General features: G+C 69.1%; 21 protein-coding genes and 2 pseudogenes. 14 read left to right on the forward strand and 9 right to left on the reverse strand.

The genetic code is table 11. The features are described 5' to 3' along the window. The first annotated feature begins 226 nt into the window (after positions 1–226). Complete coding sequence (locus ACTWQR_RS37245; RefSeq protein WP_443231658.1) at positions 227–949, forward strand: SDR family NAD(P)-dependent oxidoreductase; 723 nt, start codon at positions 227–229, stop codon at positions 947–949. Positions 950–1,336: 387 nt separating this feature from the next. Here the strand turns inward: ACTWQR_RS37245 and ACTWQR_RS37250 are convergent, their stop codons facing one another. Next, on the reverse strand, positions 1,337–2,614 hold the full coding sequence (locus ACTWQR_RS37250; RefSeq protein WP_443231659.1) for a prolyl oligopeptidase family serine peptidase: 1,278 nt from the start codon (positions 2,612–2,614) through the stop codon (positions 1,337–1,339). Positions 2,615–3,400: 786 nt separating this feature from the next. Between ACTWQR_RS37250 and ACTWQR_RS37255 the strand changes: the two genes are divergently transcribed. The 6 genes from ACTWQR_RS37255 (at position 3,401) to ACTWQR_RS37280 (ending at position 10,432) form a co-directional block, all read left to right on the forward strand. After that, positions 3,401–5,146, forward strand: coding sequence for a CocE/NonD family hydrolase (locus ACTWQR_RS37255; RefSeq protein WP_443231660.1), 1,746 nt, complete (start codon positions 3,401–3,403; stop codon positions 5,144–5,146). Further along, entirely contained in the window at positions 5,143–6,786 is a 1,644-nt protein-coding gene (locus ACTWQR_RS37260) for an AMP-binding protein (protein WP_443231661.1), read from the forward strand. Before ACTWQR_RS37255 ends, ACTWQR_RS37260 begins: the two co-directional genes overlap by 4 nt. Next, positions 6,783–7,571 (forward strand): enoyl-CoA hydratase/isomerase family protein, encoded by a 789-nt coding sequence (locus ACTWQR_RS37265; protein WP_443231662.1) that lies wholly within the window; start codon positions 6,783–6,785, stop codon positions 7,569–7,571. Before ACTWQR_RS37260 ends, ACTWQR_RS37265 begins: the two co-directional genes overlap by 4 nt. Then, complete coding sequence (locus ACTWQR_RS37270) at positions 7,568–8,326, forward strand: SDR family oxidoreductase (RefSeq protein ID WP_443231663.1); 759 nt, start codon at positions 7,568–7,570, stop codon at positions 8,324–8,326. Before ACTWQR_RS37265 ends, ACTWQR_RS37270 begins: the two co-directional genes overlap by 4 nt. A gap of 161 nt (positions 8,327–8,487) precedes the next feature. Beyond that, positions 8,488–9,456 carry an NADPH:quinone oxidoreductase family protein gene (locus ACTWQR_RS37275; protein ID WP_443231664.1) on the forward strand — a complete coding sequence of 323 codons (969 nt, stop codon included), beginning with the start codon at positions 8,488–8,490 and terminating at the stop codon, positions 9,454–9,456. Between the two features lie 286 nt (positions 9,457–9,742). Continuing rightward, positions 9,743–10,432: a TetR/AcrR family transcriptional regulator gene (locus ACTWQR_RS37280; RefSeq protein ID WP_443231665.1), complete on the forward strand. Its 690-nt coding sequence runs from the start codon at positions 9,743–9,745 to the stop codon at positions 10,430–10,432. Positions 10,433–10,923: 491 nt separating this feature from the next. On the opposite strand, the gene ACTWQR_RS37285 is transcribed toward ACTWQR_RS37280, so the two are convergent. From ACTWQR_RS37285 to ACTWQR_RS37295, 3 genes are all read right to left on the reverse strand, one after another. Further along, complete coding sequence (locus tag ACTWQR_RS37285) at positions 10,924–12,285, reverse strand: vWA domain-containing protein (RefSeq protein WP_443231666.1); 1,362 nt, start codon at positions 12,283–12,285, stop codon at positions 10,924–10,926. Continuing rightward, the gene (locus ACTWQR_RS37290; RefSeq protein ID WP_443231693.1) at positions 12,282–13,139 is read right to left on the reverse strand and encodes an AAA family ATPase; all 858 of its coding nucleotides are present in this window, start codon (positions 13,137–13,139) and stop codon (positions 12,282–12,284) included. Before ACTWQR_RS37290 ends, ACTWQR_RS37285 begins: the two co-directional genes overlap by 4 nt. Positions 13,140–13,254: 115 nt before the next feature. Then, on the reverse strand, positions 13,255–13,485 hold the full coding sequence (locus tag ACTWQR_RS37295; RefSeq protein ID WP_443231667.1) for a hypothetical protein: 231 nt from the start codon (positions 13,483–13,485) through the stop codon (positions 13,255–13,257). 254 nt (positions 13,486–13,739) lie between these two features. On the opposite strand from ACTWQR_RS37295, the gene ACTWQR_RS37300 reads away from it, so the two are divergent. Continuing rightward, a complete protein-coding gene (locus tag ACTWQR_RS37300; RefSeq protein WP_443231668.1) occupies positions 13,740–14,372 on the forward strand; it encodes a DUF2461 family protein in 633 nt (210 codons plus the stop codon). A gap of 306 nt (positions 14,373–14,678) precedes the next feature. On the opposite strand, the gene ACTWQR_RS37305 is transcribed toward ACTWQR_RS37300, so the two are convergent. Beyond that, positions 14,679–16,064, reverse strand: a complete 1,386-nt coding sequence (locus tag ACTWQR_RS37305) for a VanZ family protein (RefSeq protein ID WP_443231669.1) — start codon at positions 16,062–16,064, stop codon at positions 14,679–14,681. Positions 16,065–16,171: 107 nt separating this feature from the next. On the opposite strand from ACTWQR_RS37305, the pseudogene ACTWQR_RS37310 reads away from it, so the two are divergent. After that, positions 16,172–16,601, forward strand: a pseudogene (locus ACTWQR_RS37310) (RNA-guided endonuclease TnpB family protein); the annotation flags it as partial. 130 nt (positions 16,602–16,731) lie between these two features. Here ACTWQR_RS37310 and ACTWQR_RS37315 read toward each other — a convergent pair. Continuing rightward, positions 16,732–17,370, reverse strand: a complete 639-nt coding sequence (locus ACTWQR_RS37315) for a hypothetical protein (RefSeq protein ID WP_443231670.1) — start codon at positions 17,368–17,370, stop codon at positions 16,732–16,734. A 400-nt stretch (positions 17,371–17,770) separates the two neighbouring features. Here ACTWQR_RS37315 and ACTWQR_RS37320 point away from each other — a divergent pair, with 400 nt between their 5' ends. Then, complete coding sequence (locus ACTWQR_RS37320; protein WP_443231671.1) at positions 17,771–18,076, forward strand: hypothetical protein; 306 nt, start codon at positions 17,771–17,773, stop codon at positions 18,074–18,076. A 106-nt stretch (positions 18,077–18,182) separates the two neighbouring features. On the opposite strand, the gene ACTWQR_RS37325 is transcribed toward ACTWQR_RS37320, so the two are convergent. After that, the gene (locus tag ACTWQR_RS37325; protein WP_443231672.1) at positions 18,183–18,884 is read right to left on the reverse strand and encodes a helix-turn-helix domain-containing protein; all 702 of its coding nucleotides are present in this window, start codon (positions 18,882–18,884) and stop codon (positions 18,183–18,185) included. Between the two features lie 176 nt (positions 18,885–19,060). Here ACTWQR_RS37325 and ACTWQR_RS37330 point away from each other — a divergent pair, with 176 nt between their 5' ends. Further along, positions 19,061–19,387: a hypothetical protein gene (locus ACTWQR_RS37330; RefSeq protein WP_443231673.1), complete on the forward strand. Its 327-nt coding sequence runs from the start codon at positions 19,061–19,063 to the stop codon at positions 19,385–19,387. Positions 19,388–20,308: 921 nt separating this feature from the next. Here ACTWQR_RS37330 and ACTWQR_RS37335 read toward each other — a convergent pair. Both ACTWQR_RS37335 and ACTWQR_RS37340 read right to left on the reverse strand, forming a co-directional pair. Beyond that, a complete protein-coding gene (locus tag ACTWQR_RS37335) occupies positions 20,309–20,608 on the reverse strand; it encodes a zinc-binding dehydrogenase (protein WP_443231674.1) in 300 nt (99 codons plus the stop codon). Between the two features lie 70 nt (positions 20,609–20,678). Continuing rightward, complete coding sequence (locus ACTWQR_RS37340) at positions 20,679–21,494, reverse strand: NAD(P)H-binding protein (protein WP_443231675.1); 816 nt, start codon at positions 21,492–21,494, stop codon at positions 20,679–20,681. Positions 21,495–21,581: 87 nt separating this feature from the next. On the opposite strand from ACTWQR_RS37340, the gene ACTWQR_RS37345 reads away from it, so the two are divergent. The 3 genes and pseudogenes from ACTWQR_RS37345 to ACTWQR_RS37355 all read left to right on the forward strand — a co-directional run bounded on the left by ACTWQR_RS37345 (position 21,582) and on the right by ACTWQR_RS37355 (position 23,204). Further along, positions 21,582–22,004, forward strand: coding sequence for a winged helix-turn-helix transcriptional regulator (locus tag ACTWQR_RS37345; RefSeq protein ID WP_443231676.1), 423 nt, complete (start codon positions 21,582–21,584; stop codon positions 22,002–22,004). Between the two features lie 34 nt (positions 22,005–22,038). Further along, positions 22,039–22,507 (forward strand): annotated as a pseudogene (locus tag ACTWQR_RS37350) (DNA polymerase III subunit alpha); the annotation flags it as partial. A 109-nt stretch (positions 22,508–22,616) separates the two neighbouring features. Further along, a complete protein-coding gene (locus ACTWQR_RS37355) occupies positions 22,617–23,204 on the forward strand; it encodes a hypothetical protein (RefSeq protein ID WP_443231677.1) in 588 nt (195 codons plus the stop codon). The last annotated feature ends 261 nt before the right edge of the window (positions 23,205–23,465 follow it).

Below are 23,465 nucleotides of genomic sequence, written 5' to 3' on the forward strand. Positions count from 1 at the left end.
TGCCCCAACGGCCAGGCGGATACCGGTGCCGTTGCTGATGAGTCGCGAGGACCGTCGTGGTCCGACCAGACCGCCCGGCGAGTCGGCCGGGGATGCAGCCGGCCCCGGGCTCGCGCGATCACCTGTCCGTAGAGTCCGTAGAGGTCCGTAGAGGTCCGTAAAGGTCCGTAGAGATAGTCCACCCGACAGCACGACGGGGTCCCCCGATGAACAGAGAAGGAACGAGATGGACAACACGTTGATCATCGGTGGTACGTCCGGCATCGGACGGCACTTGGCCGTTCACTACGCCGCGCGTGGCGACTCGGTGGTGATCACCGGCCGGGATGGGGAACGTTCCCGGGACGTCGCGAGAGAGGTGGCGGAGTCCGCCGTCGCAGAGGGCGGGCCCTATCCCGAGGTGCGCGGCCTGGCGCTGGACCTCAGCCGCCCGCACGACATCGCCGCCGCCCTCGCCGACGTCGGCGAGGTCGACCGTCTCGCGCTCGTAGCGGTCGAGCGCGACATGAACAATATTGCGGACTACGACATCGACAAGGCCATCCGCCTGACCACGCTGAAGCTGGTCGGCTACCCCACGGTGGTGCACGAGTTGCGGTCGCGCCTGTCTCCGGACAGCGCCGTGCTGCTGTTCGGCGGTATGGCAAAGGACCGTCCCTACGAGGGTTCCACGACGGTGACCACGATCAACGCCGGTGTGGTGGGCTTGATGCGGACACTCGCCGTCGAGCTGGCGCCGATCCGGGTCAATTCCATTCATACGTGGCTGATCGACGACTCGCCGTTCTGGCAGGACAAGCCGGACATCCAGGAGTTCGCCCGCAGCCGTACGCTGACCAACCGGCTGTCCACGTCGGCCGAGGTGGTGGACGCCGCCATATTCCTCATGGAGAACGCGGCCGTCAATGCGGTCGACCTGCGGGTCGACGGAGGCATGTGGGAACGCTGACGCTCCCGCTCCGCCTGCGGGGAACGCGCCGTGCCACGACGCGGTGACATCCAGTCAGGCGGCTTGCGCGGGCGGGGCCTCAAGGCGGCAGCGACGTGTGCCCATGCGGAGCACGCGGTATGCAGTGCTGAGCACTTGTGGGCACGGGCGTATCCCCTTGAGCGTGGACACCCTGATCATTGGATCGTGATGATCCAGCACGGTTTGGCCGCAGCGACGTGCGGCCAAACCGTCCGCATTCCACGTCCGAGCTGAGGCCGTCAAGTGGGCCTCCGACGCCACCCGGTTGCGGTATCGGGCCAGCGGCAATGAGCAGTGCTACGTGGGTCAATGGATGCGCGCGTTGCTGCTGAAGATCGCGTTGCAGGCGAAGGGCCGGGTTGCCTCTCAGCGCCGTTGCTGGGCGGCCATCCACTGCCAGATGTGCGTTCCGTTGTTGCTGGGGTCGTTGCGGGCGACGTAGATCCACGACCAGTGGCCGGCGAACTGGTGGCCGTTCCAGATGACGTGGTCGTAGAGCGTCATCAGTGAGCCGGGGATGAGGTCGTGCGCGTGGGCGGTGTTGGCCTGCGGGTCCACGGTGGTGTCGTCGCGGGAGGTGACGAGCCAGCTGGGGGTGCTGATCTTTGCCAGCTCGGCGTCGGGGATCAGCGGTGCGCCGCCGGGTGGGAAGGACGTGACAACGCCGCAGATCGGCACGGAAGCGGCGAACAGGGTGGGGTAGACGGTGGTCATCTTCATGCTCATGTAGCCGCCGTTGCTACAGCCGGCGACGTAGATCCGGTCGTGGTCGATGCGGTTCCTGCTCGCGACCTCGCCGATGATCTCGTGGATGCGTGGAGCGAAGCGGGGGCCGTCCTGCATCCAGGCGGAGGTGCTTTGCGGGGCAAGGACGTAGGCGCCGTTGAAGATGCGTTGTGCCTGGGGGGTGGCGAAGCCCAGGGCGCCGCGGTTGGCTCGCAGCGTGGTCTCGTTGTCGTAGTAGTTGTCGGGTAATGAGGCGCCCTCACCTCCGCCGTGCAGCCAGACGATCAGGGGGTGCCTGCCTCGTCGGGAGGAGTGGGAGCCGATAGGTGAGTACAGCCGGTACTTCATTCCCGAGCCGGAGACGTGGGAGCTGAACGCGTCGACCTCGGGGTCCAACAGCCGACGGCCCTGCACGAAGTTCTTGATGGTGACCGATCGGTGATCGCGTAAGGCGATCGGGGCGTGCTGAGTGATGGTGTAGGCGAGGTTGAGCATGACGTTGCGGCCCTTGCCCGCGATGTAGCCGAGTGTGCTGCCGCCGGTCTGGCCTTCGGCGTAGCTCAGGTCGAGGACGATATTGCCGCGGTGGTCGAGCCGGACGGCGGTCACCGTGCGGTCGAGGTCGTACTCGCCGAAGATGACGTCGTCGGCGGCGATGGGGATCGGGCTGGTGGCTTTGGCGTGCACGGTGAAGGTGGCGGTGGTCAGACTGGCCGGGTCGATCGGGCCGAGCCGGGCGGTGTTGAGGCTGATCGAGGTGACCTGTTCGCCATCGTCGAGCACCTGGGCGTTGAGGGTGAATCTCACGCTGGTGGTTGCCTGGTCGTCGGCATACGCGGCGACGCCGGGCAGGGATAGCCCGGCGGCGGCGCCCGTGCCGGCGGCCAGAATGGTGCGACGGCTGATCGGTGTTGCCATGCGGACTCCTCGAGTGGTGGGGAGGCTTCGTCGCGGTCTATGTGCCGAATCCGGCGGTGAGCGCCGCCAGTTGACAGTGGCCCGTCATGTACAGGATCAGGATGGGCAGTCTCGTGAGCAAGACGCAGGCGAGCACCGCTGGCACGTTCCCGGCGTCGAGGCGTAGCGGACAAGTACTGCTTCGCCGTGCTCCAGACGGTGACGGCGGGCCTTGGGCCGGGTAGTTCACGTATTTGCGTTGGCGGCAAGAGGATGAGGCGGCAGGGCGGAACGCGGACAATGGGGCCGCGTTGTGGGGATCGGTGTACCGGTCGCGGAAGCCCTCCACGTGCTCCAGGTCCAGCGACGGCGACTTCACCGCCTTGTGGCGCCATCACATACGTCGGGAACATGCCTCTATCCCCGCCTCGACCGCCTGATTACCGCTCGACGGCCTGAACGAGCTCACTGCAGCAGAGCTGCGGCCACTGCGTAGTCACGCCTCTGGGCCTGCGCGAGGCGTTTCTCTTCGACAGCGCCCAGGACGTCGATGCGCTCGAACCGGTCGATCGCCTCTGCGACTGCGGCGGCGGAGTCGACTGGCCACGTCGAGGTCGAGGTGCGTCATCAGGGGGTGGTTCTCGTTCGCTGGGCGATCTGTCGCCGGCGCCAGGCGCAGGAACGGAACTCGTGCAGGTCGATCACGGTGTGGGAACAGCCTCTCTCGCGGTAATTGACAGGGTACTTCTGTTCTCCATAACGTACCCACCATCCGAGTCGCCGTCGCCAGCTCAATGAGGAGCGCCGATGCAGCACGTGTATGACATAGATGTCCGGATTCCGGTGCGTGACGGCGTGGCCCTGGCCGCCAACGTGTGGCATCCGGCCGCGGGAGAAGCTCCGACGCTGCTCGTACGCCTGCCGTACGGCAAGGACGTGATGGGCTTCGGCCAGTCAGCCATCCCCGACCTCCTGGCTCTGGTAGAGGCCGGATACGCGCTGGTGGTGCAGGACTGCCGGGGCACCCACCGCTCGGAAGGCGAGTTCGTTCCTCATATGGCCGACCGGGCCGACGGCGAGGACACCGTCGCCTGGATCGCCGACCAGCCGTGGTCGGATGGCACGGTGGGCATGTACGGGCCGTCCTACCTGGGGATGGTCCAGTGGGAAACCGCCGTAACCGGTGTCCCCGCCCTCAAAGCGATCGCGCCGGCCTTCACCTCGATCGACAACTACGAGGCGCCCTGGTTCTCCGCGGGCGGTGCGCTGTCACTGAGCCTGGTCACGATGTGGAACGCCATCATGTACGCGGCCGACGCGCAGCGTTCCCTGGCGGCCGGCGAGGACACCCTGTCCCAGCTGCAGCAGCTCGGTCAGGCGGCGCTGTTTCCCGAGCCTCTCAACGATGTGCTGCCGACGGCCGAGGTTCCGGTTCTGGCGGCGTACGGCAAGTGGTGGGACGACTGGATGGCCCACCCTTCCCACGACGAGTACTGGGACGCCATGGAGCTCACGCCCGAGCTCAAGAACGTCACGGCCCCGGCGCTCAACATCGGCGGCTGGTACGACCTCTACATCGGCCAGACCGTCCGCACCTACACCACCGCCCGCCGGCAGGCGGGCAGTGCGCAGGCGCGCGAGGGGCAGCGGCTGATCATCGGTCCGTGGGATCACATGTCCGCGAGTGGCGTCTATCCCGACCGCTCCTTCGGCCCGCTGGCCAGTGCCCAGATGATGGGCCTGACCGGCCTGCATGTGAAGTTCTTCGACCGCTGGCTCCGCGGCGACACCACCGCTCTCGACGACGAGGCGCCCGTGAAGATCTTCGTCATGGGCATCGACCAGTGGCGCGACGAGCAGGAGTGGCCGCTGCCCGACACGCAGTGGACCGACTTCCACCTGACAAGCGCAGGTCACGCCAACACAGCGGGCGGCGACGGCGTGTTGACGACCGAGCCGCCGACCACGGTGGAGCGCGACACCTACCTCTACGACCCGCGCCGCCCGGTTCCCACGGCCGGCGGGGCGTCCATGCCGACGACACCGGGGTTCTGCGGCCCGGTCGACCAGCGGACCGTCGCCGGTCGCGAGGACGTCCTGTGCTTCGCCGGCCCCGTGCTCGAGGAGCCTGTCGAGGCCACCGGTCCGGTCAGCCTGACCCTGTTCGTCTCCTCGTCGGCGGTGGACACCGACTTCACCGCCAAGCTCGTCGACGTCTTCCCCGACGGCAGAGCGATCAACCTGTGCGACGGGATCCTGCGTGCCCGCTACCGGGGCAGCCTCTCCACAGAAGAACTGATGGAGCCCGGCGCGGTCTACGAGATCACCATCGATATGACCGCCACGTCCAACGTGTTCCTTCCCGGTCACCGTATCCGCGTGGACGTCTCCAGCAGCAACTTCCCGCGCTACGACCGCAACACCAACACCGGAGGCGTCATCGCCCGTGAGGGCGAGGAGCAGATGATTCCCGCGGTCAACCACATCCATCACGGGCCGAGCCACCCCAGCCGTCTGGTCCTGCCGATCATCGACCGCAAGGACCAGCGATGAGCGCCGCCGTCCGGGTCGCCGAACTGACCGCGACCTTCGCGGCTCCTTCCGCGAACGTGGCCTGGCTGCTGTGCGACCAGCACGCGGCCGACCGCGTCGCGTTCACCGTCGTCGACGGCGCCGGTGAGCCTTCCACGCTGTCCTTCGGAGAGCTCGCCGCAGACTCACACCGCTACGCCAGGGCGCTGCAGGGGCTTGGCGTCGGTCCGGGTGACAGGGTGGCGACCCTGATGGGCAAGAGCACCGACCTGGTCACCGTCATCCTCGCCATCTGGCGGCTCGGTGCGGTCTACGTCCCGCTGTTCACCGCGTTCGCGGCCCAGGCCATCGCCCTGCGCCTGGAAGGCTCAGGTGCGCACGTGGTGGTCGTCGACCCGGACCAGCGCCACAAACTCGACCCGGGTCCCGACATGCCGGACGACGCCCAGCGCCGCGTCGTCGTCACCGGAACCGCCGCCTCCCGCGGTGACACCCTGCTGGCCGACCTCGTCGCGGCCGCGTCGCCGGAGCCGGTGCCCGCCGTCACCACGAGCGGGGACGGACCGCTGGTGCACATGTTCACCTCCGGCACCACCGGCAAGCCCAAGGGGGTCATCCACCCCGTCTCCTACATCGCCGGATGGCAGGTCTACCTGGAGTACGGCCTCGCCGTCACCGAGGACAGCAGCTACTGGTGCGCCGCCGACCCCGGCTGGGCCTACGGGCTGTACTCCGCCATCGTCGCTCCGATGGCCGCCGGCATCCCCAGCCTGCTGCTGTCCGGCGGGTTCTCCGCCGAGACGACCTGGCGCACCCTCGTCGACCACCAGGTCACCGACTTCGCCGCCGCCCCGACCGTGTACCGGGGACTGCGCTCCTCGTCGGTGCCGGTGCCGCGGGGGCTGCGCCTGGAAAGGGCGTCCAGCGCGGGGGAGCCACTGACTCCCGAGGTCAACGAATGGGCCGGCTCCGCGCTCGGCCTGGCCGTGCACGATCACTTCGGCCAGACCGAGGTCGGCATGCCCCTGGCCAACCACCACCATCCCGAACTCGCACGTCCCCTAAAGGCCGGATCAATGGGCCGGCCGCTGCCCGGCTGGAGCCTGACCGTCCTGGCCGACGAGAAGGACGAGCCCGCCGAACCAGGCGTGCTCGGCCGGGTCGCGATCGACGTCGCGGCGAGCCCGCTGATGACCTTCCGCGACTACCAGATCCCGGGCCAGAGCCACGGCAAGTTCACCGCCGACGGCCACTGGTACCTCACCGGCGACGCCGGGCGCGTCGACGCCGACGGCGACTTCTTCTTCTCCTCCCGCGACGACGACGTCATCATCATGGCCGGCTACCGGATCGGGCCGTTCGAGATCGAGAGCGTCCTCGCCCAGCACCCCGCTGTCGCCGAGTGCAGCGTCATCGGCGCACCCGACGACGTCCGCGGCGAGGTCATCGAGGCGTACGTCGTCCTCCGCGACGGTGGCGACGCCTCGCCGGAACTGGCCACCGAACTCCAGCTGCTGGTCAAGACCCGCTACGCCGCCCACGCCTACCCGCGCACGATCCACTTCATCGACGCCCTGCCCAAGACGCCCAGCGGCAAGACCCAGCGCTACCTGCTGCGCAGTCGCCGCCGCACCGAACTCGCCACCCCGGAGCCACGTTGACCGGCACTGAACCTCTGCTCGTCGAGCAACGCGGCACCGTCCGGTGGCTGCTGCTCAACCGCCCCAAGCGGCGCAACGCCCTCGACGTCACCCTCATAGAAGCCCTGGACAAGCAGATCACCAGTGCCGAGGCCGACCCCGGCACAGCGGTCATCGCCGTGGCGGGCAGGGGGCCGAGCTTCTGTGCCGGCGGGGACTTCCACCAGTTCCTGGAGCTGCACGACAGGGGCGACAACCCGGTCGACTTCCTGACCGACGTATCGGCATGCTTCAGCCGTATCGCGGCCAGCTCGAAACCCTGGGTCGCCGTGCTGCACGGTCACGCCGTCGCCGGAGGCCTGGAACTCGCGCTGGCCTGCGATGTCGTCGTCGCCGCCGACACCACGCTCATCGGCGACGGTCACCTGAAGCGGCGGCTGGTACCGGCCGGCGGCTCCAGCGTCCGGCTTCCCGGTGCGGTCGGACGCGGACTGTCGCGCTGGCTCCTGCTCACCGGCGAACTGCTGCCCGCGACCTCTTTCGCGCACACCGGCTGGATCCACGCGATCGTGCCCGAGGCAGACCTCGACGCCACCGCCACCCGCATCTGCCGGCAACTGGCCGACCGCGACAGCCCCGCCCAACAACGGCTCAAGACGCTGCTGCACCGGATCGACGGCGTCGCCCCCGAACACGCCCTGCGCGAGGAACTGGCCACATTCGCCGACAACTGGTCGGCGAGCTCGGTGGCCGACGCCCTGCGCGCCTTCCTCGCTCCCCGGACCCCGAAGGCAGACACCAAGTGAATCGCTACCACGGACGCGTCGTCGCCATCACCGGCGCCGCACAAGGCCTCGGCCTCGCGATGGCGACCCGGTTCGCCGCGGAGGGCGCCACCGTCGCGCTGGCCGACGTCAACCAACAGGCCCTCACCGATGCCACCGGGACAATCGCCGACGCCCACGACGCGAAACTCCGCGCCGACGTGGTGGACGTGACCGACTCCGCACAGGTCGATGACTGGATCACCGGCATCACCGTCGATCTCGGCCGCCTCGACGTGCTGGTCAACAACGCCGGCATCATCCGCGACAACCGCGTCGAGGACATCACCGACGACGACTGGCACGCGGTCATCGACGTCAGCCTCACCGGCGGCTTCCACTGCGCCCGCGCCGCGTTCCGCCCCATGAGAACCCAGGGCTACGGACGCATCATCAGCTTCTCCTCCATGTCCTGGCGCGGGAACTTCGGCCAGACCAACTACGTGGCCGCCAAGGCCGGCATCGTCGGTATGACCCGCACCCTCGCGCTTGAAGGCGCCCGCCACGGCATCACCGCCAACGCCATCGCCCCCGGCCTCATCGACACACCCATGCTCGCCTCCATGAACGGCCCCGCACGCGACAAACTCACGAACAAGGTCCCGATGCGCCGCACCGGCACGCCCGAGGACATCGCCGAAGCCGCGGCCTTCCTCGCCGGCGAAGCCGCCGGCTACATCACCGGCATCGTCCTCGACGTGGACGGCGGCATCTCCATCGGATCCTCCATCCGGTAACCGCCAACCCGGCGGACGAGCAGGAGATCCGCCGCTGCATCGGCCTTCGTGCGAGGCGATCGTGCGAGGCGATCGTCGAGAACAGTGACACGGCCGATCCGCTTCGCAGTCGTGCCATCACATAGTGGTCTCGCGGTGGTCCTTGGGACCGGGAGGTACTGATGCAGGGTGTGCTTGTCACCGCGTTCGAGGGCCCTGATGCCCTGGTCGTACGAGAGCTTCCGGAGCCGGAGGCCCAAGAGGGCCAGGTCCTCATCGACGTCGAATGGGCGGGCGTGGTTTTCCCGGACATCCTGCAGACTCGCGGGGAATACCAGACACGCCCCGAACTGCCGTTCGTCCCCGGCTGGGAGGTGTCCGGAACGGTCCGTACCGACGGTTCCGGATTCCGCTCCGGTGACCGCGTGGCAGCCCTCCCGGTCACCGGTGGCTTCGCCCAGACGGTCGCTGTCGAGGCGTCGATGGTCTTTCCTCTCCCGTGCAACGTCGACACCCGCCGTGGGGCCGCCCTGCCCCTGAACTACCTGACCGCACATTTCGCGCTCATCCGCCGGGGCGCTCTCCGACCGGGCGAGGTCGTCCTCGTCCACGGAGCCGCAGGCGGAGTGGGCAGCGCGGCCTGTCAAATGGCAGCGTCCTACGGCGCACGCGTCATCGCCGTCGTGTCCACCGACGAGAAGGCCGAACTGGCCAGGACCGTAGGAGCACAGGAGGTGGTGAGGGCCGACGGGTTTCTCGACGCCGTCAGGACGCTCACCGACGGCCAAGGCGTTGATCTTGTGGTCGATCCCGTCGGCGGGGATCGCTTCCTGGACTCGCTTCGTGCGCTGCGGCACGGCGCGGGGCGCCTCCTCGTGCTGGGATTCGCGGGCCGGGGCATCCCCACGCTCAAAGTGAATCGCCTGCTGCTGACCAACACCTCGGTGCTCGGAGCCGGGGTGGCCGAGTACTGGCGTCAGGATCCGGAAGCCGCCCGCGCCCAGTGGCGCGAACTCTGGCCGCTGCTGAAATCCGGCAGGCTGGACCCGCCCATCTCGTCCGTCTTCCCCCTGGAACAGGCGTCGGCCGCGCTGCGGCACCTGGACGAGCGAAAAACCCTCGGCCGGACACTGCTGCGAGTCAGTGCCTGATGACGCCTCGGAGTCATCAAGCATGCGCGAGCACCAGGGCGGCCGGTGAACAAAGAACGCGGCTGCCCCGGCACTGTCGGGCGGGGCCCCCGGGCGTGGCGCGGGGGACCTCGGCGTGGCGCGGGGGACCTCGGTCATGAGCTCTTCCCCGGACTTGTCGCTTCGCCAAGCCTGGGTACGTCAGCCGGTACGCTGATAGCTCCTTGCTTTCGCCGCCCGGGCCGCCCTTCCGGCGCGGGCGACCAGCCGCCGCTACAGGCGGAGACGCTCATGGGAGACTGCTGCGGTGACGGCCCAACCTGACTCGCGCGACCGACGCCCACGCCGAACGGCACGCAGACGGGTCGTCGACACACACCGGCGGGACGAACTGTCGCGCCAGGCCGAAGCGATCATCCTGTCCGAAGGCTTCACCGCAGTGACCATGGATGAGCTCGCCCAGCGACTGGGGTGCTCCAAGGCGACGCTGTACAGCCTCGCCTCCACCAAGGAACAACTGGTACTGGCGGTCACCCGCGCCTTCTTCCGGGATGCGACAGCCGAGATCGAACAGGCAGTCCAGGCCGAGCCCGACCCCAGACAGCGGATCCGCGTCTACCTCACCGGCGTCGGCACGGCCATGCGCCGGCATTCCCACGCCTTCTACGACGACATGGTCGGCTACGAACCGACCGCACAGATCTACCGCAAGAACTCTGCCGCAGCGGCACGCCGGGTCCACGAACTGATCGAGGAGGGCGTCCAGACCGGAGTTTTCCGCGCGCTCAACGGACACTTCGCCGCCCAGGTCGTAGCGGTCACCATCGATGCCGTCCAGTCGGGGATCCTCCTGGAGAGGACCGGCCTGACCGCCGGCGACGCGTTCTCCGAGCTCGGGGACCTCCTGCTGGACGGCCTCAGCTCGGGGTACCACACATCCGAGCCTGGTGCCACAGTCGTCCGCACACCCCGGGGTCACGTCTCGGCACCCAGGTGAGACCCGCCGGAAAGGGACGACAACGCGGGAGTTCCTGATCAAGTGATCCATGGTCAACGGGTCCGACAGCTCGGGATCCGGGTACACCTGCGGCTACCTGGGCTGCCAGCAGGTGCCTGGGCCGCTTCGGGCAGGCGCGTCTCGGCGAGTACGACTCCCAGAGCCTGCCCGGAGAAAGTGCGCTCCGCCTGGATCGACGGAGCGGCCCACGACCTGAACGGCCGACCGCGGCCCGGGCCACCCGTATTGACCTGATGCACCGTCAACTCTGATAGCAGAGGGCGATCACGGTGCCAACCTGTCGCCCCGAGCCCGCCGCGGTGACAGACGTGTCAGTGCATGTGCTTCAACGATCACCAACAGCATCGAAGAAGTGGGCCAGAGCCCGCTCTCGCTTACGAAACCGGAGCCTCGACCACGTGGCGGTTGACCGCGTCCGTGGCGAGGAGTTGACACTTCACCGGCCCGCGTCAGGGGCGGTTCCCAGTCGGTCAGACCGGTAGCAGGCGCGCGATCAGCTCGCTGAGCTGTCGGGCGTTGCGGCACTCGTGCATCTCGACGAGTTCGGCGTAGGCAGGTGCGGCGGAGTCGCCCGTGCCCCACTGGGACCGCTGCTCGGGGTTCAACCAGTAGACCCGGCGGGCCCGTTCGGAGAGCTGCCGCACGGCCGGCAGGTTCGGGTCGCTCATGTTCGTACGGCCGTCGCCGAGGACGAAGACGGTCGTGCGCGGGCCGACCGCGCCGACATGGCCTTCGGTGAACTCGCCGAAGGCCATGCCGTAGTCGCTGCTGCCGTGCCAGCCGGTCACCTTCGCCTCCGACCGGATCCGGGCACCCAGTCCCCCCGGGTCGGCCGCACCCTGCGCGAGCAGCCCGGTGACCTCGTCGATCCGGTTGACGAAGGCGAACGCCCGCACCTTGCTGAACTGGTCGTGCAAGGCCTGCACCAGCAGCATCGTGAAGTCGGAGAAGCCCGAGACGGATCCCGACACGTCGCACAGCAGCACCAGTTCGGGCCTGATGGGGCGGCGTCGGCGAAGGACGGGCCGCATCGGCACCCCGCCTGTCGACAGGGACCCGCGCAGGGTGCGCCGCAGGTCGATGGTGCCGCGGGAGGCGCGGCGGCGGCGCGCGGCGAGCCGGGTGGCCAGCTTGCGCGCGAGTGGCTGAACCACCCGGCGCAGCTCGGCGAGTTGGTCCCGTCCGGCGAACAGGAATTCGACCCGGTCGGCGGTCGGGGCCACCGCCCGCCGCGCGATCTCGTCTGGGCCGCGCCGCTCGGCGACCCGGCGTCGCGCCTCAGTGGCGACCTGCGCGCGGAAGGCCGCGATGCGCCGCCGGATCTCGTCCTCCAACAACCGGTCGGCAAACCCGGCCCCGCCGGCCTGCGCCCTGACGCTGTCGCGCACACGGGCCATCAGCGTCTGCGGGCGCAGCCGGTCGAGCGTCTGGTGCGACGACCAGCCGTCCGACCCCGGTGAGGAACCGTATCCGCCGAAGCCGTTCACCGCTTCGACCGCCAACTGGCCCAGCAGTGCTTGGTCGTTGGCGGCGAGGGCGGCCGCGAGCCGGTCCCGCAAGTCCTCCCGGTCGGCGGGCGTTTCGGTTTCCGGCGCCCCGACGCGGCGCGGAAAGTACACGTCGAAGACCGGATCGAAGACCCACCGCTGTCCCGTACTGTGCAGCAGCGTGGCGGCCAGCCCTTCGCGCAGCCGTTCCCGGTCCGCGAGGCCGAGCGCCTCCAACGCCTGTGCGGCGTCGACGGTTTCTCCGGTGCCGATCCGCACGCCGTGCGAGCGCAGCGCTCCGACGAGACCCGTCAGCCGCTCTGCCACGCCGGGCGGGGCGTTCACATGGCGTCCAGATCGAGCTTGGCGGCCGCCTTGAGGACGTCCTCCTGATGCTTGAGGATGACGCCGAGGCTGTCGCGTACGACGGTCTCGTCGAGAGAGTCGGCGCCGAGCGCGAGCAGCGTGTGCGCCCAGTCGATGGTCTCGGCGACCGACGGCACCTTCCGCAGATCCATCTCGCGCAGCGCGCCGACCACCCGGACCACGGACTCCGTGAGTGCCTCGCCGAGGCCCGGCACCTTCAGCCGTACGATGCGCCGCTCCAACTCCTCGTCCGGGAAGCCGATATGGAGGAAGAGGCAGCGGCGCCGCAGTGCCTCGGACAGCTCGCGGCTCGCGTTCGACGTGAGCACCACGAAGGGGCGGCTGGTCGCCGTGATCGTGCCCAGCTCCGGGACGGTGACCTGGAAGTCGCTGAGCACTTCGAGCAGCAGTCCTTCCACCTCGACGTCGGCCTTGTCGGTCTCGTCGATCAACAGCACCTTCGGGTCGTCGCCGCGGATGGCCGTCAGCAGCGGCCGCGGCAGCAGAAACTCCTCGCTGAAGATGTCGGTGCGCGCCTCGTCCCAGCTCTCGTCGCGGCCGGCGCTGATACGGAGCAGCTGCTTGGCATGGTTCCACTCGTACAACGCCCGGGACTCGTCGACGCCTTCATAGCACTGCAACCGGACCAGCTGCGCCCCGGCGACCAGCGCGACGGCCTTGGCGAGTTCCGTCTTGCCGACCCCGGCCGGCCCCTCTACCAGAAGCGGCTTGCCGAGCCGGTCGGCGAGGAACACGGTCGTGGCCACCGCGGGCGACGCCAGATACCCGGTTTCGGCGAGGCGTGCCGAGACATCGTCGACGGATGTGAACAGCAACGGGGCCTCCAGCTCGGCACGGGCGAGGTCGATCTCACTATCTAAGCGCTTGTTCACCACCTCTGTCACGTGTGATGACGCCCACGCGACACCGGTGGACTGGCCGGCTCACCTACTCACTCATGGCCCGTGACCTCGTTGTACGGCTGCGCACCGGGCCGCCGCGGCCGACACCCACGAACGGACGGCGGCACGCCTGCTGTGGGACGTCTCCGACCGCAATTCCCTCGCCGTCACCGCGGAACTCCTCGGCGCCCGCGCCGAGGCCGTCGGCCCGCTGGAAGCCGCCATGGTCTGTGTCACCCGCGCCGATGTGGACAGCGACGAGGTCCGGGAGGCCCACCTGGAGATTCTGCGCTACTACGCCCAGGCACTGTTCGAGCCGCCCTGCGCGCCCGACGCCAACGTGGTCCGCGCTGCTGCACGCCCGTTCCCACCCGGCTCCAGCTCTCCGTGTTCCTCGACGAACTCGCCCACGGCGCACGGCACATCGACCGGGCCTGCGAGCCCCGCCGCAACACCTCCCACCCTGTCCGGGCGACGTCTCCCTGCCCGTCTCACTCTCCCGGCGCATCATGGGGGAGCTATCCTGCGCGCATGCGCGGACAGTTCACCGGCTGGCCGGAGCAGGCCATCGACGTGTTGTGGCAGCTCCAGGGCGAACCGACCCACGCGACCCGCGAGCGCTACCGCGCGGACCGCGAACGCCTGGTCCGGCAGCCGATGATCGCCCTGCTGAACGAGGTCGCGGACACCGACCCCCGGTACGAGGACTTTTCCGTCTGGCACTACCGCACCGACTCCTGGTGGTGGCAGCACCAGGGCGCGGTGATCCGGCTCGGCCGCAAGATCGAGATCGGTCTCCGGTTCGACCTGGACGGCCTGCGGATCCAGGGCGCTTGGTGGTACCCCGATCCCGGCCAGGTGGACATGTTCCGCAAAGCCGTGGCCTCCGAGCGGAGCGGCCGAGAACTGCCCGCCATCATCGAGGACCTGCGGAAGAAGGGCTACGACATCTCCGGGGACATGATGAAACGCCCCCCGCGCGGCTATCCGACGGACCACTCCCGTACGAAACTGCTGCGCCACCGTTCGCTGATCGCCGCCCGTCCCCTCGGCCTTGAGGAGTGGCTGCACACCCCCGAGGCGGTCGACCGGGTCCTCTCGGCCGCCGCCGACCTGGACGCCTTGCTGATGTGGCTGGTCCGCCACGTGAAGCGCGCCGCCTGACATCACGAAGGCGCCGCGCGGCATGGAGGAAGCACACCGCTCCTAGCTCAATTGGCCAGTGTTGGCCGCCCCGGCGGGAGGTGTACCGGGCTGGGGCCGTGGGAAAAGGACCTGCTCAGCAGGCACCTCGCCGACGGCGCACCAGTGCCCTGTGGCAGGGTCTCGGCCGTGCAGTGGGGGGACCTGTGTCGCCGCCCGCCGTGAGTGCCTGCGCGTTCCGGCACCGCCCGAGCCGTCGAACGTTGACACGTTGCACGACGAAGCGGGACTTCCCGGCCCGGATCCTGTCGGCCGACGGGTCAGGCCTCAGTGACGCTCATCCACGCGGAGCGCGGCTGTCCCACTTGGCGACGTCGAGTTCGGTGTCGGCGAGCCAGGGCAGCTCTTCGACTCCCCGCTCGTGCCGGCAGGGACTGCCGTGGCATGCGGAAGTCGACCTTGTTCGGGCGGGGCCGAGGGTGACGGTTCTTCCATTTCGACCGGTCCGTCCGGCCCTCCGCCTCGCCGGGCCGTGGTATGCGGCAGGGCCTTGTTCCGCACTCCGAAGAGGGTCTCGTGCAGACCGAGTCCCTGGGGGTGCCTGCGGACTGCCCGTACACACCAGACGATGAGGGCCAGGCAGGCGACTGGGGCGAGGAACATCGCGAGCCCGCCGACCGGGTCGTCTGCCATCGCGTAGGCCACGTCCCGATAGCCGACCCCGCCCGCGATCTCGATCAGGGCGGAGGGATCGGCCCCGGCGTTCGGCAGAGTCGCTCCCGCGATGAGCCACACGACAGCGAAGGGTAGACCGAGCGCCGCGGCGCGCAGCGCGAGCGCACCGTGCCCCGGCCTGTCGCCGCTCCTCGTGACGAGCTTCATCAACAGGACGTGCTTGCCCGGAGTCGCGCCGCTCCACCGCGGCACCATCACGAACCACAGCACCCAGACAACGGGCGGGACCCACAGCACGGCGTCGGCGCCCAAGCCGAGGAAGACGAGACTGGCGATGGCTCCGGTCAGCAGAGAGGCACCCGTCATGTCCAGCAGCAGGGCCACCAGGCGCCGCCCGAAGGGGACCTTGTGGAGATCGAGCACGCGGTCGTCCAAGGTGTTCAGGTCCGGCAGAACGCGGGCCAGGGGCCCGGCCGCCGCCCAGCCGAGCGCCGCTCCCGCGGTGTTGACGATGAGATCGTCCACGGCGAAGAGGCGGTACGGGCACGCGTACAGACCCCACAGACCCGTGTACTGGGTGAGTTCGAAGAGGAGTGACCCGGCGAATCCAGCCGCGGTGGCCGCCATCAGCCCCCGGCGGAAGTGGATGCGTACGAAGACCCCGAGCGGGAGCAGCAGGATGAGGTTGAACACGGTCTGCCAGACGGCCGAGTTGTCGAGCACCAGAGCGTTGAAGGTGACTCGGTGGTGCGCCTCCTTCCAGATGTCCGCGAAGGCGCTGCCGGGCATGAACTGAGGGTCGGCGAAGGACGGGTACTTGGCGCAGACGTCCACCGACGGGGACGGAAGCGGCACGACCGTCAGGCATAAGGCGGTGAGTGCGTAATACACGCCCCCGTAGAGCGAGAGCACGCGCCAGCGAGTCATGACGCCGTGCCGCCGGTAGATGACGACCGCTGTCGGCACGAACATCAGGAGGGCGAATCCCGGGAAGATCAGGGCGGCCGTGCTGATCGGCAGCAGATATACGTCCGTCATGAGGCGCCACTATACACACTGTGTATACACTCTATGTAGAGTAGCCTCGCTGTTTCGCGCGCCCGGCGGACTCGGAGGTCTTCGTGACGGAGTTGATCTTGGGTCGTGCGCTCGTTGTCGCCCGGCGTCGAAGCTCAGTGTCGACAGCCCTGCAAAGGGAGCGATGCAGCGGCCTGACCGTACGCAACATGGTCAAAAACCGGAGCCTGGCCCGCGCCATCTCGGATGCCGCGTGGGCCCAGTTCCGGAGCATGCTGGAGTACAAGGCCGGCTGGTACGGGCGGGAAGTAATCGCGGTGGACCGCTTCTTCCCCTCGTCCAAGCTGTGTTCCGCCTGCGGCTACCTCGCTGAGGCGATGCCGCTGGGCGCCCGCACCTGGACGTGCGTCAGCTGTGGCACGGCCCATGACCGGGACGTGAACGCCGCTGAACCTTCTGGCCGCCGGGCTGGCGGTGTCTGTCTGTGGAGCTGGTGTAAGACCTCAACGGAGAACCCTGGGCGGGCAGTCGGCGATACCACGTCTCGACCGAAGACAGCGGCGAACTGGTGTGGCTCACCCGCTCCCTGCCGTAGAAGACGCGTTGCGGCCAGTCGCGACAGTTGCGGTCAGTCGCGGCAACCACAACCTCGCCGGCCTCGTCCTTCCGCCGCGCCTGGGCCGCGTCGTCAGCGGTCTGAAGGGCTCACAGCGCTCCTTGCGCGGCCTGCGAGCCAGACGGCGATCCGCTCCTTGAACTCGCGGTTGACGTTGGGACTGTCGTGCAGCGTGATCCACTGCAGGTGCCGCAGGATGTTCTCCGAGCGGCCCGGGTGGCGCACCGCGAGCACATCGACGCTGATCTCGCCCGTCGAGGCATGGACGTACACGCTGCCGTCGAGAGCCATCATGGCGAAGCCCGGGTGGCCCGCGTGGACGCCGAGGAACGCCGATGCCGCGCCCCGGCCCATGATGTCCCAGCGCTCCAGGAGCCGGACCCGGGTCCAGACCGCCGGCGTGGCGTTGCTGTCGCTGTGCAGGTGCCGCAGGGCGGCCCGGTGCGTCCGGGTGCCCTGTGGAAGCTGGACGAGGAACTCGCGCCGCTCGTCGAGAAGGCCCGTGGAGACGGCGAGGTCGTACCAGTCCGCATTGAGTCGCTCGACGAGCCGTGGGGTGTTGTACCGGTGGGAGAAGAAACCGACCACGTCCTCGGCACCGTATCCATGGACGAACGGCATCGTTCCGTCCGGCACGGCGTTCGGGATCACCTCGAGGCCGGCCTGCCGTAGCGGCCGGTGCACCTTACGGTCGCGCTCCCTCGTACCCATCGGTCACTGTTTTAGCAGTGCCAACGCTCCAAGAAGTACCGCGGCCTGGTCGACGAGAAACAGATCGACCATGCGGGACCTCGCGTTCTGCGGCTGAAGTTCGAGCTCGGGCTCTTCGGGGACCCCGCGCTCTCTGCCCCCGCGCTCCCGATCCCGAGCGGCAAGCGAAGGGGATCGACTGCCGCGCACACGCCGACCTCAACCTCAAGACCGCCCGCCGATCACTGGTGCTGCTGCGCAACGACAGCACTCCGCCGCTTGAGGGCGGGCTGACCTCGGACCGAACCGGCCGCGCCGTGAGCGAAGGAACAGCGCGGACGATCGCGGTCATCGGCCCCAACGCCGACAGCCCCGAAGCCACGCTCGGCGACTGGGTGGGCGCCTCGGCCGCCTCCCGTGGATGCCCGAAGGCCATCCACGCGAGTCGGTGGAGGCTGCGCTCGATGGCCTGCGCGCCGTCGCACACGCCGACTGGACCATCACGCACGCCCGCGGAGCCGACATCGCAAGCCCCGCCTACCATCCCGAGTGGTCCATCGGGCCCGACGGCCAACCGCCGGCGCCCGTGTTCACCACCGCCCCGGTCGACCAGGCACAGCTTCGGGAGGCCGTTGCTGCAGCAGAGGCCGACGACTTCGCCGTCGTGGTCGTGGGGACACCATCGCCCTCACGGGCGAGGGGCGCTCGACGGCAGGGCGATCTTTGACGTCCAGGGGCCGGTTCCGGTGTGTGGCGCAGGGCGCTCACCAGCGAGACGGTCAACCTCTGAACGGACGCCTCCTCGCACCCGCGGCCCGACCGACCCGGCGCAGCTATACGGGCACAGCGCCAGTGATCGCCGCCTGGCGCTGCCCGGTCCGGTTCGCCGTAAGCAGGCTGAATCCCAGCGGAGTGAGAACGTGCAACATGGTGTTCCGGTCGCGGACCGAAGCGGTCAGTCCTGCCTCCCGCAGGATCCTGATGTGCTCGCTGGCCGTCGCAGGGGTCACACCCGCGCGCCGGGCCACCTCGCTCGTCGTGCAGCCGTCCTCCAGTGCCTGCAGGACGGCGGCGCGCCCGTGACCGAGGAGCTTTCCGAGCGTCCGGGGACCAGCATCCGCCTCCTGAGGTGACCACCAGTGGTGCGTGCGGGCGACTGGATAGACCAGCACGGGCGGCAGGCCCGGGTCGGTCAGTGTGATCGGGGCCCGCCAGCAGAAGACGGAGGGCACCAGGAGCAGCCCCCTCCCGTCGAGACGCAGCTCGCGGTCGAGTGGGTACTCCGCCTCCAGATGGGGCGGCCGCCAGCGCAGCGACGGGCCCAGGGTCGACAGCAGTGCGTCGGCGCCGCCGCGCAGCATTTCCCGCCCCCGCACCGCACGGTCGGCCTCGATCTGCGCTCGCACCGCGGACCAGTACGGCGTCAGGGCCGCGTGGAAGTATCCGCGGAGCGCCTGCCCGAGGTTCTCCAGCGCCGCGGGCTCGCCATCCGCGAGCGGACGCAGCCAGGACGGCGCCGCGCTGAGCACGTTCATCTCCTCGCCCAGCCGTCGGCGGGGTGTGGACAGGATCGCGCTGTTGGCAGCAACGCGAGGTGACCCAGGGGCAGGTGATGGGTTGTCAGACGGGTCGCGGGGTGCCGGTCCGAGGCCGGAAACAGGTGAAGCCCCTGGGAGGGGCTGGTCTGCGAAGATCACGTCCACCCCAGGAGGTGTCACGTGCCGTCCAGTGCCACATGCACTCCGGGCTCGACATGAGCCGGGACACCGTCGCGTACCTCTCATCGTTCACGAAGGCCGAGCGCGACCGGCGCGGGACCTGTGTCGGTACCTGGGCGCCGGGCTGTTTCCGCCAGGCCGTGCTGGTCATCCGCTGGTTCCTCGACAGCACCCGGGTGCGTCAGCTCGCGCGGGACAACAGCCTGTCCGGCCCGACCTGCTACCGGTACCTCCATGAAGGTACCGCCGCGCTCTCCGCCCAGGCACCCACGCTGGAGCAGGCCGTTCAGTGTCGAAGGCGGTCGGCTGCATGCACGTGATGTAGGTCGGCACCCTGATCGAGGCCGACCGCTGCGGCGTGCCCGGCACCGTCACGTATTAGAGCAGATTCCCTGTGCGTAAAATCCTGCGCCGGTGTGGCCAGTCCTGCGAGCGTGGCGGCGCGGAAGACTGACATCGCTGTCACGCGGCTCATCCCCTTCCTCGTTGCTCTGTCCTTCGTCGCCACTGCGGTCATGCCGTATCTCCATCTTTGGTGTGTGGGGGGACGTTTTCGTGGGTTCGGCGTTCCCGCAAGTAGCCGGAAGAGCCGAAACGGCCCGCCGGAGGAATCTGGCGGACCGTCATGTATGACGGCGGCTAATGGACGACAGGGCGTCACGCCCTGGTGGGCACTGTCATGGCCTACATCCCCGACGTTACGGATGAAGGGATGGAAGCGGATCCGCCACCGTATCCGTCATGGAGCTGCCAATGCGGTCAAACTGTCTGCGTCGAGGTCCCCGTGGCGCCTGACTCGACCCCAACGCCCCCACGTGGACTCGGTCTGTGCTCCAGGCTTCGAACACTGATCACCAGCAGGTCGTCCAGCACCGGATACTCCTCTCACCTCAGCCGAATCATGTGCGCGGAGCAGCGCGGCGGGCGCTGACGGCGCCCTCTCTGCAACCGCGGAGCAGAACCGCATTCGGGCGGATACTCGATCGCGGCGCCCGGCCGTAACTGCCGTAGTAGAGGCCGGGTTTGCTGAGATGTGGACAGCAATAGACGGTTGTGCAAAGTGAAGTGACGGGGCGTCGGGGAACTTGCCCGGGGGGTGATCCGGGTCCGGACGTGGCGGGCAGCCGGTCTCGCAGTTTCCCACACGGGCCGACGGGAGCCGGGGCCGGTCAGGGCCCCGGACCTCGGGTCAGCGGTGCGGCGACGGCTGCGACGTACGCCGTACACGCCGGAGCGGCGTGTCACGGACCGTCCACCGTGACCAGCACCTTGACCTGCTCGGGGTCGACTGACGCGGCGAAGGCCTTGGCGGCGTCCTCCAGCGGGTAGGTGGCGGTGACGATCTCGGCGGTGTCGACGGCGCCAGAGGCGATCAGGGACAGGGCGGTGCGGTAGTCCTCACGGGTGTACATCAGGGTGCCCTCGATGCGGATCTCCCGGTCCTGGACCAGGTCGAGGCGGACGGGGGTGGGCCCGGCGGCTCCAACGCCGACGACGATGATCGTGCCGCCCTTTGCCACCAGGTCGATCGCCTGCGCCATGGATTGCGGCGCTCGACCAGACGCCGGTGACCCCCGACGGACAGTGGCGCGTTGCGGTGAACCATCCGCGTCAGCGCGCGCCGGGGCGCATCGTGGCGGCGGTATCCGTGGCGACGGTGAGAGGGTCGGTGAGCGGTCGACCGAGCAGCCGCACGAGGTCGGGGCCGGTGTTGCTGAGGAACCCGTGTCGGACGCTCGTGGCGATCGAGGCGAGCATCGGCGGCTGGAACGGCAGCAAGGTGTCATCGGCGAGTAGCCGGGCGCGGTACTCGCCGAGCCCGAACGCCCGGTGAGTGACGGCGAGACGTTCGGCGATGTCGGTGGCGGTGATCGGCTCGCCGACCAGGTCGTAGGTCTTGCCGGCGTGTGCGGCCGGGTTGCTGGCAACGACGGCTGCGGCAGCGGCTAGGTCCGCCCGCGCCACCGCGGCGAGGGCGCCGTCGCCGAACGCTGACTCCAGGCCGTCCGACGTCCAGGTCAGCAGTGCGCCGAACAGCTCGGCATACAGCCCGTTACGCAGGATCGTCCACCCGAGACCGCTGGCCCCGATCATCTGCTCGGTGGCCCTGTGCGCGAGCGCGAACCCGAGGTGATCCCCAGCGCCGGTCAGGCTGGTGTAGACCACGTGTGCGACGCCGTCGCGGAGCGCAGCGTCGAGAACAGCCCGGTGACGAGTGAAGACCCGGTCGTCCTCGGCATACCCCGCAGAGACGAGGACCAAGGTCGAAACACCGGTGAGGTCCAGGCTCGTGAGGTCGTCGAAGTCGAGGTGGCGCTGCCCATCGGCTGGCGTTCGGCTGCCACCCAAGGCGGGCACCTTGCGCTCAGTCAACGCCTGAAGCGTGAGGGAAGCCAGCTGTCCGTTGGCGCCGGTCACCATGATCATTGTGTTTCTGTCTCCTACCGTGGTTCTCTTCAGTAACTACGGTGAGATCCTGAACCGGCCGCGACCGGCACACAAGGAGGCAGTTTCGTGTCAGTGACGCACACCGATGTAACCGCTGGAACCGCCGAGCTCGAGCCGTGCGGGCAGCCGGAGCACCCCGACTGCGGGATCCGGGACGTTCTCGACCGGGTTGGAGACAAGTGGTCCGTTCTGGTCATCGTCGAGCTCGCCAACGGGCCGCGGCGTTTCCGCCAACTCCAGCGCGCTATCGATGGGATCTCGCAGCGAATGCTGACTCTCACGGTGCGTCGGCTGGAGCGTGACGGCTTGGTGCTTCGGACCGTGTATCCGACCGTGCCCGCTCAGGTCGACTACCGCCTCACCGAGACCGGCGCGAGCCTCACCCATCTCGTCAAGGCACTCGCCGACTGGTCGCTGGAGCATCGAGACGCCATCGCTCACGCCCGCCAGGCCTACGACGGCGACCACCCCGACAACGAGATCCGGTGAACCAGCGGACGTCAACAACCTCTGACCGGCAACAATGCACGCGGGGCAACAGGTTCTCGTCACCGGCGTTCGGGCCTCCACCCAGACCCCGCCCCTGCCATCGGGCCGACGCGTGATCTTCCTCAGCCTCGAAGACGGCTCCGGCCTGGTCGACGTCGCCTTTTTCGGGGATTCCCACGGCCAGTGCGCCCACACCGTCTTTCACGCCGGCCCGCTCCTGGTCCGCGGCATCGTGCAACGCCGCGGTCCGCGCCGCACGGTAGTCGGCTCGATGGTCTGGGATCTCGACGAACGCGGAGCCGCTCGCCGCGACCACGGGCCGGAAGCCGCCCTGCGCACCCTGGGCCAGAGCACCTCAGCCGACTCCCGCCCAAACGCCCCAGCGCCCCTCGCGAACGGGACGGCAGGAGCCCGGCTTCACCCGTACGCAGATCGAACCCGCCGGGACTCGATCGGCCGACCTCCGCGCGCTCGGCTACACCAGCCAGGGTTCTCCAGGCTGATATGTGTCTCACGAGACACGCCAACACCCGCGCGCGGGTGTGTCCTCGACTCGGGACAGGCGGCACCGTTGGCTGCCGCCCGCCTGTCCTGTCCTGTCCGGACGGGTCTGTGGGGGTCGGCGAGGCGGTCTCGGGGGCAGGGTCCGACCCGGCGGGCGCCGCGCTCTCGTCCGGCGAGGTGCTGTCCGCCGGAGCGGCCGTGTCCGTCGAGGTGGCCGCGGGCGTGGTGTCCTCCACGGCGTACGCGGCCGGCTCGGCGGCAGGTGCCTCCGTCGCCGTCGTACCCGGGTCGATCAGCTTGAGGGCGATGCCCTCGGGCAGGGCGGTGGCCGTGGTGCCGTCCGCGGCCGTGACCCGCAGCTCGACGGCATCGGCCGCGCCGGTCCACAGCACTTCGGTGCCGCCCAGCGCCCCGGCCCGCTTCGCCTCCGCCCCGTCCGCGGCGAGCTCCGTGGCCAGCGGCTTCCACCCGGACCACTCACCGGTCTCCAGGCTGCGGGCGCGCCTCGGCCGTACCGTCGAGCGGCGCCTTGGCCCCTTCCAGGTGAGCAGGAGACCGCTGAACCGCTCGGTCTCCTGCTTGTCCACCCCCTTGCGGCCCTTGCCCCGCGCCTTGAGCTTCATGCTGTGCACCGACGCCGGCCTGGCCTCTTTTCCGGGCCTCGGCCGCTCGTCGGACGGTCAGGCGACGGCATAGGTCACGATGCCCCCGCCTCTCAGAACCACGGCCCCGAGGGTCAGCCAGGTTCTTCTGCGATCCGGAGCAGGTGGCGCGCCCGAACTCGCCGGTGGCGGTGGCGCCTTGGACGTGCGTGCCGCGGATGGCCACGGCGCAGCAGGCCTGGCCAGCGTTCTCGCCGAGGGTGACGCTGATGATGGGGGCCTTGCCGAGCGCAACGTCGACGGTCGTGCGCCGCGGCAGCCGAGCCCGGCTGACGGCGGTGTCCTTACCGGACTC

Source organism: Streptomyces sp. 2A115, from assembly GCF_052245575.1.
In the GTDB taxonomy this organism is placed as follows: Bacteria; Actinomycetota; Actinomycetes; order Streptomycetales; family Streptomycetaceae; genus Streptomyces.